The following is a 13,149-nucleotide window of genomic DNA, read 5'->3' on the forward strand; positions in this document are numbered from 1 at the left end:
AGGGCAGAGGTGGAAGTGCAGTAATGCATGGAGCTGACTGTTACTAATCGGTCGAGGGCATAACCTGAGCAAACAGGCAAGAAGCGGAAAAGCATGAGTGGAAGAGACGGGGAGGATGCTTGCATCCGGAGCGGATCTTACAGGAATGCGTGTCCATTTGTTACTAAATGGACAATGAGAGAACGAAGTTCTCGAATGGTTTCCGCGGAAAGTAAGTTTGAAATGGTAGGATAGGAAAGAAATGGATGGAGAGATAAAACTTTGTATGTGGTTTTGAAGGTACATAAAAAGAGATAGCTGCAGACTTTGGTGACAAGGTTTGCAGTTTTTTTCCATATAGGAATTTGGTAATAAATTGACTTTTTTTGTTGCGGAATTTATAATTAATAAAGTCGCGTAGATATAAGATATTATAATAATTTAGAATAAAAATGAGAGGCAGGGATGACCATGTGGAATCCGGATAAGGCTATTATTATTACGAATAATGATAGGGTTTATGAGAAGTATAAAAAAGAAATGCAGGTGATTCTTTTAGATAGTTATGAAGATGTGTTGATTAAAACACGGGATATGGTTTACAATCGTCATATTCTGTTGACGCATCCACAGGCTTCCAGCCTGAAACCGAATCAGACGCCGTATCGTTCTGTTGTTGTTTATCCGAAGGGAGAAGAAGATAACATGAAGGATATCATGCTGATCGAGAAGTGTATCGAAACATACAGACAATGGCAGGAAATTGCACCGACACCGAAGAATTACGCAGAAAAAGTGGCAAATGATTTTAAGACAATTGATCTGTCTGTGATCGAGAATATAATCCCCAGAATTTCGTAATTGAAAACACGGCTGTAAGTATGGCTGTGCTCAAAAGTAAGTAGTGCGGGCAGAATAAGAGGATCTGCTTTGTGAGAGATTTACAATAGAATAAGAAAGGTAGAGTCTGCGTAACATGGAGCAACAGACGAAGAGTAATTATTTTAAAGGATTATCTAAGCGAGACTACATTGAAAAGGCATACGAGATTATACAAAATGAAGGAATTGCGGCAGTATCTATCCGAAGAATCGCTAAGGAAATGGGATGCTCCTCAGCAAGCATGTACCGGTATTTCGGCAATCTGACTGAATTATTATTTTATGCTGAGTTGAGGGAATTGCAAGGTTATATTAAGAGATTAAATGCAAGTGAAAAAAGATGGAAAAATGTATGGGATATTTATGTGGGGGTATGGGATTGCTATGCAAGAGAAGCATTTAAAAAACCTGAGGCATATGATTTGCTGTTTTTTAAGTATTCTAACATGAAACTGCAGAAGGTATTTAAAGAGTATTACGAAATGTTCCCTGAGGATATCGAGGATGCAAATCATATTTTTGCAGAGATGCTGTATGCTCCTAGTTTTGTAGGAAGAGATTTCCGGATGTGCAGAAGATGCATACGCGCAAATGCGATTAATTATTATGAAGCAATTCAGTTGAATCGTGTGGTCTGTATGACCTATAAGGGATATTTGAAAACGATTCTTGATGATGGTATTCGAGAAGAGCAGATCGAGGGAAGAGTGCGGGAATTTATTTCCGATGTAGATATGATTGTCATGAAATTGGCTAAAGATCTAAAAGGGTATAACGGATATTATTCAACGAAAAAGAACATATAAATTATAGGAAGACACAGCGTTATTACGTAGGCTGTGTCTTTTGCGTTATATGGAAAAAATGCACTATTGGGATGCAAATTAAAATGCTTAGTATGTGCAGAATTGTGAGCGATTATTCATAGAAAATATAAATATATCAATAATATCTATAAAAAAGCTTGAATGTTATCGCGATAAGTTGTATAATGTGGGCATAAGGTAAGCGGTAATAAGGTACGGAACACTTTTTTTTTACCCTTAAGTTATCGCGATTACAAATTTTAAAGGAGGGACCTAATATGAAATTGGAACTTGGTAAAATTGAGATTAATGATATCCAATTTGCTGACAGAACCTACATTGAGGATCATGTACTCTATGTAAACAAAGAAGAAGTAGAATCATTGGTTCTTGAAGACGACAAATTGATAGGATGCCACTTGGATATCGCAAGGCCAGGAGATTCAACGAGAATCACTCCGGTTAAGGACGTTATTGAGCCGCGTGTGAAGGTCAGCGGCGGAGAGATGTTTCCGGGGGTTATCGGAAAAGTTACACCGCCTGTTGGAGAAGGAAGAACACATGCACTGGACGGATGTTGCGTTGTAACTGTCGGAAGAATCGTTGGATTCCAGGAAGGTGTTATCGATATGAGTGGCGTTGCAGCTGATTACTGCCCGTTCTCTAAAACTGTTAATCTCTGTGTAGTAATTGAACCGAAAGAAGGGCTTGAGACACACGTTTATGAAAAGGCAGGACGTATGGCAGGACTTAAGGTTGCTACCTATCTCGGAGAAGCTGGAAGAAATGTTGAACCAGACACGCTGGAAACTTACGAAACCAAGCCGATTTTCGAACAGGCTGCCGAGTATCCGGATCTGCCGAAGGTAGGTTATATTCATATGCTTCAGTCACAGGGACTGCTTCATGATACCTACTATTATGGCGTAGATGCGAAACAGTTTGTTCCAACATTTATGTATCCGACAGAGATCATGGACGGAGCAATCGTTTCCGGTAACTGCGTTGCTCCATGTGACAAGGTTACAACCTATCATCATTTACACAATCCGGTTATCGACGAATGTTACAAGCACCATGGAAAGGATATCAACTTCATGGGCGTTATCCTGACAAATGAGAACGTTTTCCTTGCAGATAAGGAAAGACATTCCGATATGGTAGCCAAGCTTTGCGAGTGGATGGGACTCGACGGTGTTCTGATCACGGAAGAAGGATATGGTAACCCGGATACAGACCTTATGATGAACTGCCGCAAGGTAGAACGTAAGGGTACAAAAGTTGTTTTGATTACAGACGAATTCCCAGGAAAAGATGGTAAATCTCAGTCACTTGCCGACACATGTGATGAAGCTACGGCACTTGCATCTTGCGGACAGGGAAATATGACTCTTCAGTTCCCGGCAATGGACAAGGTAATTGGCACTCAGGAGTATATCGAGAGCCAGATTGGCGGATGGGCTGGGTGTATTAACGAAGACGGTTCATTCGAAGCAGAGATTCAGATCATCATTGCATCTACGATTGCAAACGGCTTTAACAAGCTGGCAGCAAGAGGATACTAAGAAAGGGGGATCAGCAGTTATGGCAAAATATAGAATAGTTCATTACCTCAACCAGTTCTTTGCCGGAATTGGTGGAGAAGATAAAGCAGATTATCAGCCAGAAGTAAGAGAAGAGATCATTGGACCCGGACAGGCACTTGCATCAGGTCTTGGAGAAGATTATGAAATCGTTGCAACCGTTATCTGTGGTGACAACTACTTTGGAGAAAATCTTGATGCGGCAACTGATACGATCGTAGAGATGGTTAAGAAATATGAACCGGACGTATTTGTAGCAGGACCGGCATTCAACGCCGGGCGTTATGGAGTTGCTTGTGGAACAATTTGTAAGGCAATTGAAGAAAGACTTGGTATTCCGGTACTTTCCGGTATGTATATTGAAAACCCGGGGGCTGATATGTTCAAGAAGGACGTGATCCTTGTTGAGACGGGTAACTCAGCAGCTACGATGAGAAAAGCAGTTCCGAAGTTTGTCAATCTGATTCAGAAGATGGCGACAGGTGAGGAGATCCTTGGACCGAAGATTGAAGGATATCTGGAGAGAGGAATCCGTGTAAACTACTTTGCGGAGGAAAGAGGAGCTACACGTGGTATGAATATGCTGATCAAGAAGATGGCAGGAGAGCCGTTTGAAACAGATCTTCCGATGCCGAAATTTGACCGTGTACCGCCTGCAGAACCGATCAAAGATATAAAACATGCTAAAATCGCTCTGGTTACTTCCGGTGGTATCGTTCCACAGGGCAACCCGGATCATATCGAATCCTCCAATGCAACCAAGTTCGGCACTTATTCAATTGAAGGTATGGACAGCATGTCACCGGATGATTTCACAACTATCCACGGAGGATACGACAGACAGTTCGTTATGGCGAATCCGAACCTGGTAGTTCCGCTTGATGTTATGCGCGAACTGGAAAAAGCAGGAGAATTCGGAGAACTGTTGAATTACTTCTGTACCACAACCGGTACCGGTACAGCGACAGGATCTGCTGCAAAATTTGGTGATGCGATCGGACAGAAATTTATCGAGGATCATGTTGACGGTGTTATCCTCGTCAGCACATGAGGTACCTGTACACGTTGCGGTGCAACGATGGTTAAAGGTATTGAAAAATACGGTATTCCGGTCGTTCATATGGCTACAGTAGTTCCGATTTCCAAGACAATCGGTGCGAACAGAATTATCCCGGGCGTAGGTATTCCATATCCGTTAGGAGATCCTACACAGGGTGAAGGTGATTCTAAGAAGATTCGTGAAAGATTGGTTAGAAGAGCACTGAAAGCGCTTCAGACTCCGGTTACGGATCAGACTGTTTTTGAAAAAGACATTTAATACAATAGAATATTGTGTGCCTTTAGACGTAGCCCGGAACGGGCTGCGCCTAAAGGTGTTAAGTAATTTACAATTATTGGGCTTTGCCGGTAACAAAGCCCAACAGATATATCATAACATATCTGACACAAAATGAGAATAATAATTTCTCATGGAAGGAGAGTGTTTTATGAGCAATAATAATAACGGACAGCCTGCACAATGGAATTCAAGGTTCGGATATATCATGGTTGCGGCGGGGGCGGCCATTGGACTCGGTAACATTTGGAAATTCCCATATCTGGCTTACAGAGGCGGCGGCGGTATTTTCCTGATTACATATATTATTATCATCATCCTGATGGCACATCCGATGGTAGAGATGGAAACGGCAATCGGTCGTTTCGGAAAATCCGACACGGTTACTGTATACGAGAAGATTAATAAAAAATGGGGATTTGTAGGCTGGATCGCAAATATCTGTACGATCGGTATCAATATGTTCTACGTAGTAGTAGGCGGCTGGGTACTGAAATACGCGGCACAGTTTATTTTCAGCGGTGATTTCGGTGAAGACACAAGTTCTTTCTTTAATGGCTTTATCAGTGAACCGGTTGAACCTTTGATCTGGTCAACAATTCTGCTCGCTTTTACTTGCTTTTTGTTACTGTTTGGTATTACGGAAATTGTTGAAAAAGTTACGAAAGTCATTATGCCTGCACTGTTTGTAATTCTGATTTTCTGTGCCGTTTATGCATGTGCGGTTACACCAGGTGCAGTAGAAGGACTTAAGTACTATCTGCTCCCGGATTTCAAGAATTTCAACTTTAAGGTATTTGCTGATGCGGCGACTCAGGTACTGTTCTCAGTTGGTATTGGCTGGGGTATCTTTACGACTTTAGGTGCAAACATTCCGGATTCCAATAATCTGAAGAGCGATGCTATTTTGGTCAGCGTTTGTGATACAATGGCAGCGATCCTTGCCGGTTTTGTAGTTATTCCTACTGCATTTGCAGGAGGAATGGAAGTTTCTAAGGGACCGGCTCTGCTGTTCGACGTTATGGCAGGTATCTACGGTAAGCTTCCGGGCGGAAGACTGATCGGTTCAGCTTTCTTTATTGGCGTAGCATTTGCAGTACTTTCTTCTTTGTTCACATTCTTTGAGATTTCTATCAGAACATTCGAAGAAAAATTGAAAATGGGACGTAAGAAAGGTATCATCGTATTTGCAATCATCGTACTTATTGGTAACATTTTTGTATCTCTTGGATTTGGTCCACTTTCTAACTTCAAGCTTCCGTGGCCGAGCTTCCAGGGTATTGAGATGTACGGTCTGTATGACTGGCTTGACTGCTTCACCGGTTACTTATTACTTCCTCTTGGCTGCTTACTTACCTGTATTTTCGTTGCGAAAATCTGGGGATTTGAAGGGTATGAGAAAGAATTATATAAGAACACCGACCACAAGTTAAGTAAATTTGATAAGGCTCTCACAGTAGTAGTTATTCCGTTGTTTATGGTTATCGTTCTTTTGAACGTATTTGGCTTCCTTGGATAATTGACATAATTAATCATATAGCCCTCTGGTAACTCACCAAAAGGGACGAGGCATTCTATGTGCCGCGTCCCTTTTGGCAGTTTTCTGTTCATACTGTATTATTGCCTTTTAAGCTGAAGAAGATATCAAATCTTCCAGTGATTTGAAGGAGTATCCCATTTCTTCCCATTTTGTCAGGAGTTCATCGAGAATCTGGGCATTGGTGGAAGAAGTGCTGTGCAGGAGCACGATTGCACCCGGATGAATGCGGGAAAGGAGCTTGTCGAAAGCGTTTTCTTTTGACGGTTGTTGATTTTCATACCAGTCTACGTAGGCGAGACTCCAGAAAAATGTTTTGTAGCCCATATCTTTGGCCATCTGAAGATTGCTCTCGCTGTATTTCCCCTGTGGGGGTCTGTAGTATTTGGTCATTTCTTCGCCTGTGATTTCTTTATACAATTCTTCTACGGATTGCACTTCTTCGGCAAAGGCTTCTTTTGAGGAAATCTGGGACATATCTTTATGATGATATGTATGATTTCCAACGGTGTGCCCTTCTTCTGTCATTCGAAGAATCAAATCCTTATTATTTTCCAGATAAGTACCGACAACGAAGAAAGTAGCGGGGACCTGGTGCTTTTTGAGTGCATCGAGAATCGGCGCGGTGTTTCCATTTTCATAACCGGCATCGAAGGTAAGGTATATGACTTTTTCGTCCGTATTTTCAGCGTAATATGCGTCGTAAACGGCAAGTTCGTCATATGTAGCATTGGCTACGGGCGGTTCTCCTTCTTCCTGAAAACTCAGTCCCCAGTTTCCTTCGGAAGAGGTGGTGACAGTTTCGGGAAAATATAGCTCTTTCAGTCTGGCGGCTCCGATGCCTGTGAGGAAAGAAAGGCAAAGAATAGAGCAGACAAGGAGAGAACGCTTTATAAGTGATTTGGAAAGCATAATAACTCCAAAGTATATTTTTAAGAAAATATATGTGAAAGTATTTGCGAAAAGAAGCGTCAAAGCTGGACTTTCGGAAGAAAAAGCGATATGATAACGTTGTTTGTGCATTTTATATGCTGACTGAATTTACAGAAACGGATTGAAGGAGGAATGAGTATGGCATATATGGCAAATGAAGAACGATATCAGATTATGAAATACAACAGGTGCGGAAAGAGTGGCTTGATGCTTCCGATGGTTTCTCTTGGCTTATGGCACAATTTTGGAAGCAATGCCAGCATGGACAATATGAAAGCGATGTGTTTCAAGGCATTTGATCTTGGCATCACGCATTTTGATTTGGCAAATAATTATGGGCCTGAGATTGGAAGTGCTGAATATAATTTCGGGAAGATCCTGCATGAAGACTTGTATCCATACCGGGATGAACTTATCATCAGTACCAAAGCGGGATATAAGATGTGGGAAGGGCCTTATGGCGACGGGGGAAGCCGTAAGTACCTGATTGCAAGTGTAGATCAAAGCCTCAGACGCATGGGACTGGAGTATGTAGACATTTTTTATCATCACAGGATGGATCCGAAAACACCGTTGGAAGAGACGATGGAAGCGTTGAATACGATCGTTAAAAGCGGTAAGGCACTCTATGCAGGGATTTCGAATTATGACGGACCGACGATGGCGAGAGCGGTGGAAATTCTGGAGGAGCTTAAGTGCCCGTTTGTGATCAATCAGAACCGCTATTCTATTTTTGACCGTACGATTGAATTAAATGGCCTGAAGAAAACGGCGAAAAGAATGCGGAAAGGTATTATTGCATTCAGCCCGCTTGCCCAGGGACTTCTGACAGACCGTTATCTGAACGGTATTCCGGAAAACAGCCGTATACGCGCTGACGGACGGTTTCTGACAGAGGCGGCACTCACACCGGAGCGACTGGAACAGATCAGGGCGCTGAATGAGATCGCTGCCGGAAGAGGACAGACTCTCGCGCAGATGGCACTGAGCTGGGTACTGAAGGATGAGGACGTGACGAGTGTGCTGATCGGTGCATCGAGTCCGGAGCAGATTGAAGAGAATGTAGGAATAATCAATCAGACGGGATTTACGGAAAATGAACTGGCTGAGATCGACAGAATCAGTCTGAGAAGTTAAATACTTTATTCTTTTAAGTATAAGCCGGGTTGTCTTTCGAAATTTAAGTGTATAAACAGAAAAAAAGAAATATTCTTGTCTTAGCCAAGGCGTATTGACTTCTGGAGGGTTTCGTTCTACCATTGCATTCAGTTGATGCGCACAACCAATCAGCAGCTAAGGAGAGAATAAAATGGCACAGGCTTATGACCCATATACAAACGTAATTCATACTATGACAAAAGCAATGGAAATTGGTCATATTGACCAGTCTATGTTTGAGATTCTGAAAAATCCACAGCGGGAAACCAAAGTATATCTTCCGATTGAGATGGATGATGGGAGTGTTAGAGTATTTGAAGGATATCGAGTTCAGCATTCCAATATACGCGGACCGTTCAAAGGAGGCATTCGATATCACCAGACCTGTGATTTGAACGAGGTGAAGGCACTTGCAACGTGGATGACCCTGAAGTGTGCAGTGGCAGATATTCCATACGGTGGGGCGAAGGGCGGCATTCAGGTTGATCCGGGAACTTTATCGGAGAGAGAATTGCGAAGACTTACCAGGCGATATACATTTGCAATAGCACCAATTATTGGCGCGGATACAGATATTCCGGCTCCTGATGTGAATACCAATCCACAGACCATGGCATGGGTTCTGGACACATACAGTCAGTTAAAAGGACATCCGTGCCCGGGAGTTGTAACCGGAAAGCCGGTTGAACTTGGAGGATCAAGAGGAAGAAATTCAGCAACAGGAAGAGGAGTTGTTATCAGTGCGAAACTGCTGCTTGCTCTGGAAGGAAAGACATTGGAAGGAACGACTGTGGCAATACAGGGAATGGGAAATGTCGGTGCCAATGCAGCAAGAATCTTCTATCACAGGAAAGCAAAAGTCATTGCCATCAGTGATGTATCAGGCGGACTTTACTGTGAGGAGGGATTGGACATTGATGCGATTTCACTCTATTTGAATCAGGGTGGGAAATTACTGAAGGACTACGGTGCACCTGGAGTTACACATATTACAAATGAAGAGGTGCTGACATGTAAATGCGATGTTTTGGTACCGGCTGCGCTGGAAAATCAGATTACAGAAGCAAATGCTGGGAAATTGCAGTGTGGCTGTATTGTGGAGGCGGCAAATGGCCCGACAACAGAAGGGGCAGATGATGTGTTGGAAAAACGGGGAATCACCTTGATTCCGGACATCTTTGCAAACAGCGGAGGAGTCATTGTCTCTTATTTTGAATGGGTTCAGAATATTCAGGAACTGACATGGGAACGAGATCAGGTAAATGAAATGCTTGAAAAACTGATGTCAAAATCTTTTCAAGAACTTTTGAATGTTACAGAAGAATGTCATTGCAATTTCAGAATGGCGGCTTATATTGTGGCATTGAGAAAGCTGGTGTTTGCGGAAAAAATGAAAGGGATTTTTCCGTAAAATGAAGGGAAAAGAAAAACGAGAGGAGAATGGCGGTGTAAATATCCTCAATTACACCGCCATTCTTTCTTTATTTACCAGTAAAAATGAAATTACATAAATGTATTGGCAGTCCCTACATAACGGATTCCATTTTCAAAAACACGTTTACCGCCCAGGGTGACGAACTTCACATCGTTCAGACAGGTGATATCTTTGCTTGCATCTCCACTTACGACCAGAAGGTCTGCGTCAAGTCCTTCTTTGATGAGGCCGCGCTGGTTTTCAAAGCCGAGTACTTTGGCGGGATTCGAAGTTGCAGTCTGAATGGCCTGTAACGGAGTGATTCCGTATTCCACCATATACTGAAGTTCTCTTGGAAGAGGCAGTAGTGGTGAGCCGTAAACGACCATGTCGGTTCCGGCAAGAACCGTGACACCGGTATCATAGAATTTTTTGAAATTATCCCTGTAAGCTTTGTAGGCAGGTTCAAAATATTCCCAGTTTGCCATTTCTTTTTGCATGACCGGATCATTTACGGGTTTGCCTGCATTTTCTTCCAGATTCTTTTTCGTGATTTCATATAAATAAGTATAGGCCATGATGGTTGGAGTCCAGGCGATTCCCTTCTCTGCCATTTGCTGTACCTGCTCATAGGTTAAAAAGGTTCCGTGTTCAATGGTATCAAAGCCGGCGTCGATGCTCATCTGAATGCCCGGCTGTGTTCCGGCGTGGATTCCACATTTGATCCCTCTTCTGTGACATTCGTCGGCAGCAGCATTTAACTCTTCCTGGGTATACTCGGGAATGCTGCTGCGGTGTGTGGTAAGAATCTTGATCCACTGGGCTCCGTCACGAACCTGACGGCGGATCTCCTTTCGGATCTCCCATGGTCCGTCTACCTGGGCAATGTCATCATTCCAGCCATGCCCGCCTGTCATACACATGCCGTTGTCGACATGTGTGATTCTTGGAATCGTGATAAATCCTTTCTCTGCCGCGAGATTCAGGGTTGCACAGAGCTTCCGCGCGGAAGTCATATCACGCACGCTGGTGATACCGCGCTCAAATGCGGCCTGTGCGTGCTGCAGAGCGAATAACGTAATCAGTTGGTCATTGTAATTGAAGCTGTCCGGCTGTGAGAACCAGTAGCCGAGATGCACGTGCATATCGCAAAGCCCCGGTAAAAGGGTGGCATCGCCATAGTCCTTCACTTCTTTTTCCGGAAATTCCGCGATGAGTGCTTCTTTCGGCCCGATTTTTCGGATCGTTCCATTTTCAACAGCAACGGCTTTATCTTCCAGTACCGTCTTGCCATCGCCGGTAATGAGATGTTTTGCGCAAATAATCATGATTTTATTCCTGCCTTTATTTTTAGTTTCATGACTCAAGTATAACATCTGCCGGGTAAGATATCCAGATGGATTTCATCTTGTATTTCTTCTTGCAGATTAATCGCCTTTTTTGTAAAGAACAAAAGAAAAGATCATAGGAACCACTGCCAGAGGAATCAGGAGCAATACGGTGAGAATCGGAAATCCGAAAAGTCCGAAGAATATCATAAGAATTCCTCCGATGATCCAGAGATATCCTGCGAGATGGTGTGTCTTATTCCAGTTTTCCTCGCTGGCGAGAGTCCATGGAATCTTGATTCCTATGGTGTAATTCTGGCGGCATTTTGGAAGGTAGTTGCCGCAAATAGTGAAGATAATTCCGACCATAATCATGGCAATCTTATCGATGGGAAGCTCATGCCCCATATTGATAAGGAGGGATGCCGGTACCATGATTAAAGAAAGCACAGGAATACACCATTTTCCAAGTAATTTGATCGCGGGAGCGGAATTGTTGTTTCGTGGGTCATGATCCAGGCCTACATGGACAACAATATTGAGAACAGCCATCAGGAGTGGAAGACCGAAAGCACCAATAAGTCGCGGTGCATATCCGTTCGGCTCATTATTTGGTCCCCAGTGTATCGCCATCTGTTCCGGCAGACGGGTGTAAACTGCAGCGGAGAAAATCATGGGCAGCAGACAGAGCAGTGTAGTAAGGATCAGAGTCTTATTTTTTTTCATCAGAAACACCTCCAAATTGTGAAAACCAAAGCATCATTTCTTCAAATACGGATACATTGATTTCATAATAAATGTAATTCTTGTAGCGGGACTCGAAAACCAGTCCGGCTTTTTTGAGTTGTGATAAGTGATAGGAAATTGTAGCATTGGTCATATCAAAATTTTCCGCAATCTCGCCGGCGGACTTTTTGCCGTCCTTAAGCAGGACGAGGATCTCCCGGCGGACCGGATCAGACAATGCTTTAAACGTATCTGCGAACGCCAAATGATCACCTCCAATTGGTATAAGCATTTAGAAATATTTCTAAATAGAATATATCATGAAGAAACCATAAAATCAACATCTATTTAGATAAAAATCTAAATAGGTAATTTGGAAATTATTATTGACAAAAGTGTCTGTTCATGATATAAATATCAAGTAGCCTTTTTTGAGGTAAATAATTGAATATAGGGGATTGGTCAAATGGTATGACAGGAGTCTCCAAAACTCTTAGCGGGAGTTCGATTCTCTCATCCCCTGTCAGATAAAGCACTGATAATGTTGAACTTGTAACATTTAAGTGCTTTTTTGTTTGTTAGATAAAAAAATTGTGTTCGTGAAAAAGAGTATGAAGGAAATACTTTATTGACAGAATAATTGATGGATGTTATCATACAGAATATTAACGAATATTTGCACAAAGATGTACTTTGCTATAAAAGCAGTACATCTTTTTTCTTTTCCCAAGATATAACAAGGATTAGACACTACAGAACTTAAAATCGACTGGAGGCAAAAACTTATGAAAAATCATGAATTAGATTCTGTTGATCACACAATTTTAAATATCTTACAACAAAATGCCAAGCTTCCACTTAATGAGATTGCGGAAAATGTTTATTTATCTGTACCTGCAGTGTCGGCAAGAATCGAAAAAATGGAAAAAGAAGGTTATATCACAGGGGATCAGGCACAGGTAAATCCTATTGCATTGGGTTACCATATCAAAGCTTTGATTAATCTTGAGGTTCCTCCGGAAGAGAAAAGTGTATTTTATCCATATATCAAAGAATGCTTAAATGTCGTTGAATGCAACTGTGTAACCGGAGAGTATTCTATGGTGCTGGAAGTATTATTTCCAAGCACCGTGGAGCTTGATAAGTTTATCGGTGAATTGCAACGCTTTGGAAGAACTAAAACCCTTATAGTTTTTTCAACTTCTGTGGAACATAGAGGAATTCCGGCAAACCCGAATGAGATAGTACGTGAATGATCTTTTTTTGTAAGAGAAAGTAAAATAATCATTGTATCAAAAAAGCACTAAATACGCTGAACCGCAACATATTTAGTGCTTTATCTGACAGGGGATGAGAGGGTAGTGTAAAATATTTTGTGTTTTTGAAAAAAATGGCTCCTTTTTGGTAAGAATTCAGATATGACAATTTTTATCGAAAAGGAGTATTTTTATGCCAGTTGCAAAGGAAC

12 protein-coding genes and 1 tRNA gene are annotated in these 13,149 nt (G+C 42.2%); 9 read left to right on the forward strand and 4 right to left on the reverse strand.

Annotation, left to right across the window (positions count from 1 at the left end):
• The first annotated feature begins 450 nt into the window (after positions 1 to 450).
• The 5 genes from ACTNB3_RS17010 to ACTNB3_RS17030 all read left to right on the forward strand — a co-directional run bounded on the left by ACTNB3_RS17010 (position 451) and on the right by ACTNB3_RS17030 (position 6,104).
• Positions 451 to 840: a GrdX family protein gene (locus ACTNB3_RS17010; RefSeq protein ID WP_427820883.1), complete on the forward strand. Its 390-nt coding sequence runs from the start codon at positions 451 to 453 to the stop codon at positions 838 to 840.
• A gap of 115 nt (positions 841 to 955) precedes the next feature.
• Entirely contained in the window at positions 956 to 1,666 is a 711-nt protein-coding gene (locus tag ACTNB3_RS17015; RefSeq protein WP_427820878.1) for a TetR/AcrR family transcriptional regulator, read from the forward strand.
• A gap of 278 nt (positions 1,667 to 1,944) precedes the next feature.
• On the forward strand, positions 1,945 to 3,231 hold the full coding sequence (gene grdG, locus ACTNB3_RS17020; protein ID WP_427820879.1) for a sarcosine reductase complex component B subunit alpha: 1,287 nt from the start codon (positions 1,945 to 1,947) through the stop codon (positions 3,229 to 3,231).
• Positions 3,232 to 3,250: 19 nt separating this feature from the next.
• Positions 3,251 to 4,567, forward strand: a complete 1,317-nt coding sequence (gene grdF, locus ACTNB3_RS17025; protein ID WP_427820880.1) for a sarcosine reductase complex component B subunit beta — start codon at positions 3,251 to 3,253, stop codon at positions 4,565 to 4,567.
• 169 nt (positions 4,568 to 4,736) lie between these two features.
• Positions 4,737 to 6,104 carry a sodium-dependent transporter gene (locus tag ACTNB3_RS17030; RefSeq protein WP_427820881.1) on the forward strand — a complete coding sequence of 456 codons (1,368 nt, stop codon included), beginning with the start codon at positions 4,737 to 4,739 and terminating at the stop codon, positions 6,102 to 6,104.
• Positions 6,105 to 6,212: 108 nt separating this feature from the next.
• Here the strand turns inward: ACTNB3_RS17030 and pdaA are convergent, their stop codons facing one another.
• Entirely contained in the window at positions 6,213 to 7,034 is an 822-nt protein-coding gene (pdaA, locus tag ACTNB3_RS17035) for a delta-lactam-biosynthetic de-N-acetylase (RefSeq protein ID WP_441027112.1), read from the reverse strand.
• A gap of 159 nt (positions 7,035 to 7,193) precedes the next feature.
• Between pdaA and mgrA the strand changes: the two genes are divergently transcribed.
• Positions 7,194 to 8,192, forward strand: coding sequence for an L-glyceraldehyde 3-phosphate reductase (gene mgrA / locus ACTNB3_RS17040; RefSeq protein ID WP_427807438.1), 999 nt, complete (start codon positions 7,194 to 7,196; stop codon positions 8,190 to 8,192).
• A gap of 172 nt (positions 8,193 to 8,364) precedes the next feature.
• Positions 8,365 to 9,624, forward strand: a complete 1,260-nt coding sequence (locus tag ACTNB3_RS17045) for a Glu/Leu/Phe/Val family dehydrogenase (protein ID WP_441027114.1) — start codon at positions 8,365 to 8,367, stop codon at positions 9,622 to 9,624.
• 92 nt (positions 9,625 to 9,716) lie between these two features.
• Here the strand turns inward: ACTNB3_RS17045 and ACTNB3_RS17050 are convergent, their stop codons facing one another.
• From ACTNB3_RS17050 to ACTNB3_RS17060, 3 genes are all read right to left on the reverse strand, one after another.
• Entirely contained in the window at positions 9,717 to 10,955 is a 1,239-nt protein-coding gene (locus ACTNB3_RS17050) for an amidohydrolase family protein (protein ID WP_441027116.1), read from the reverse strand.
• Between the two features lie 99 nt (positions 10,956 to 11,054).
• Positions 11,055 to 11,681 carry an SdpI family protein gene (locus ACTNB3_RS17055; protein WP_441027118.1) on the reverse strand — a complete coding sequence of 209 codons (627 nt, stop codon included), beginning with the start codon at positions 11,679 to 11,681 and terminating at the stop codon, positions 11,055 to 11,057.
• On the reverse strand, positions 11,668 to 11,946 hold the full coding sequence (locus ACTNB3_RS17060; RefSeq protein WP_427807432.1) for an autorepressor SdpR family transcription factor: 279 nt from the start codon (positions 11,944 to 11,946) through the stop codon (positions 11,668 to 11,670). The genes ACTNB3_RS17055 and ACTNB3_RS17060 overlap by 14 nt, the downstream gene beginning before the upstream one ends.
• A 187-nt stretch (positions 11,947 to 12,133) precedes the next feature.
• Between ACTNB3_RS17060 and ACTNB3_RS17065 the strand changes: the two genes are divergently transcribed.
• Positions 12,134 to 12,204: transfer RNA gene (locus tag ACTNB3_RS17065), tRNA-Trp, on the forward strand.
• 262 nt (positions 12,205 to 12,466) lie between these two features.
• Positions 12,467 to 12,937 (forward strand): Lrp/AsnC family transcriptional regulator, encoded by a 471-nt coding sequence (locus ACTNB3_RS17070; RefSeq protein ID WP_441027120.1) that lies wholly within the window; start codon positions 12,467 to 12,469, stop codon positions 12,935 to 12,937.
• Positions 12,938 to 13,149 lie beyond the last annotated feature (212 nt).

The organism is Bariatricus sp. HCP28S3_D3, from assembly GCF_052065755.1.
Lineage (GTDB): Bacteria > Bacillota > Clostridia > Lachnospirales > Lachnospiraceae > Allocoprococcus.

Coding starts and splice junctions, on each gene's coding strand:
- grdG (WP_427820879.1), top strand. CDS start 1,945: ATGAAATTGGAACTTGGTAAAATTGAGATTAATGATATCCAATTTGCT.
- ACTNB3_RS17055 (WP_441027118.1), bottom strand. CDS start 11,681: ATGAAAAAAAATAAGACTCTGATCCTTACTACACTGCTCTGTCTGCTG.
- ACTNB3_RS17050 (WP_441027116.1), bottom strand. CDS start 10,955: ATGATTATTTGCGCAAAACATCTCATTACCGGCGATGGCAAGACGGTA.
- mgrA (WP_427807438.1), top strand. CDS start 7,194: ATGGCATATATGGCAAATGAAGAACGATATCAGATTATGAAATACAAC.
- ACTNB3_RS17010 (WP_427820883.1), top strand. CDS start 451: ATGTGGAATCCGGATAAGGCTATTATTATTACGAATAATGATAGGGTT.
- pdaA (WP_441027112.1), bottom strand. CDS start 7,034: ATGCTTTCCAAATCACTTATAAAGCGTTCTCTCCTTGTCTGCTCTATT.
- ACTNB3_RS17015 (WP_427820878.1), top strand. CDS start 956: ATGGAGCAACAGACGAAGAGTAATTATTTTAAAGGATTATCTAAGCGA.
- ACTNB3_RS17070 (WP_441027120.1), top strand. CDS start 12,467: ATGAAAAATCATGAATTAGATTCTGTTGATCACACAATTTTAAATATC.
- ACTNB3_RS17030 (WP_427820881.1), top strand. CDS start 4,737: ATGAGCAATAATAATAACGGACAGCCTGCACAATGGAATTCAAGGTTC.
- ACTNB3_RS17045 (WP_441027114.1), top strand. CDS start 8,365: ATGGCACAGGCTTATGACCCATATACAAACGTAATTCATACTATGACA.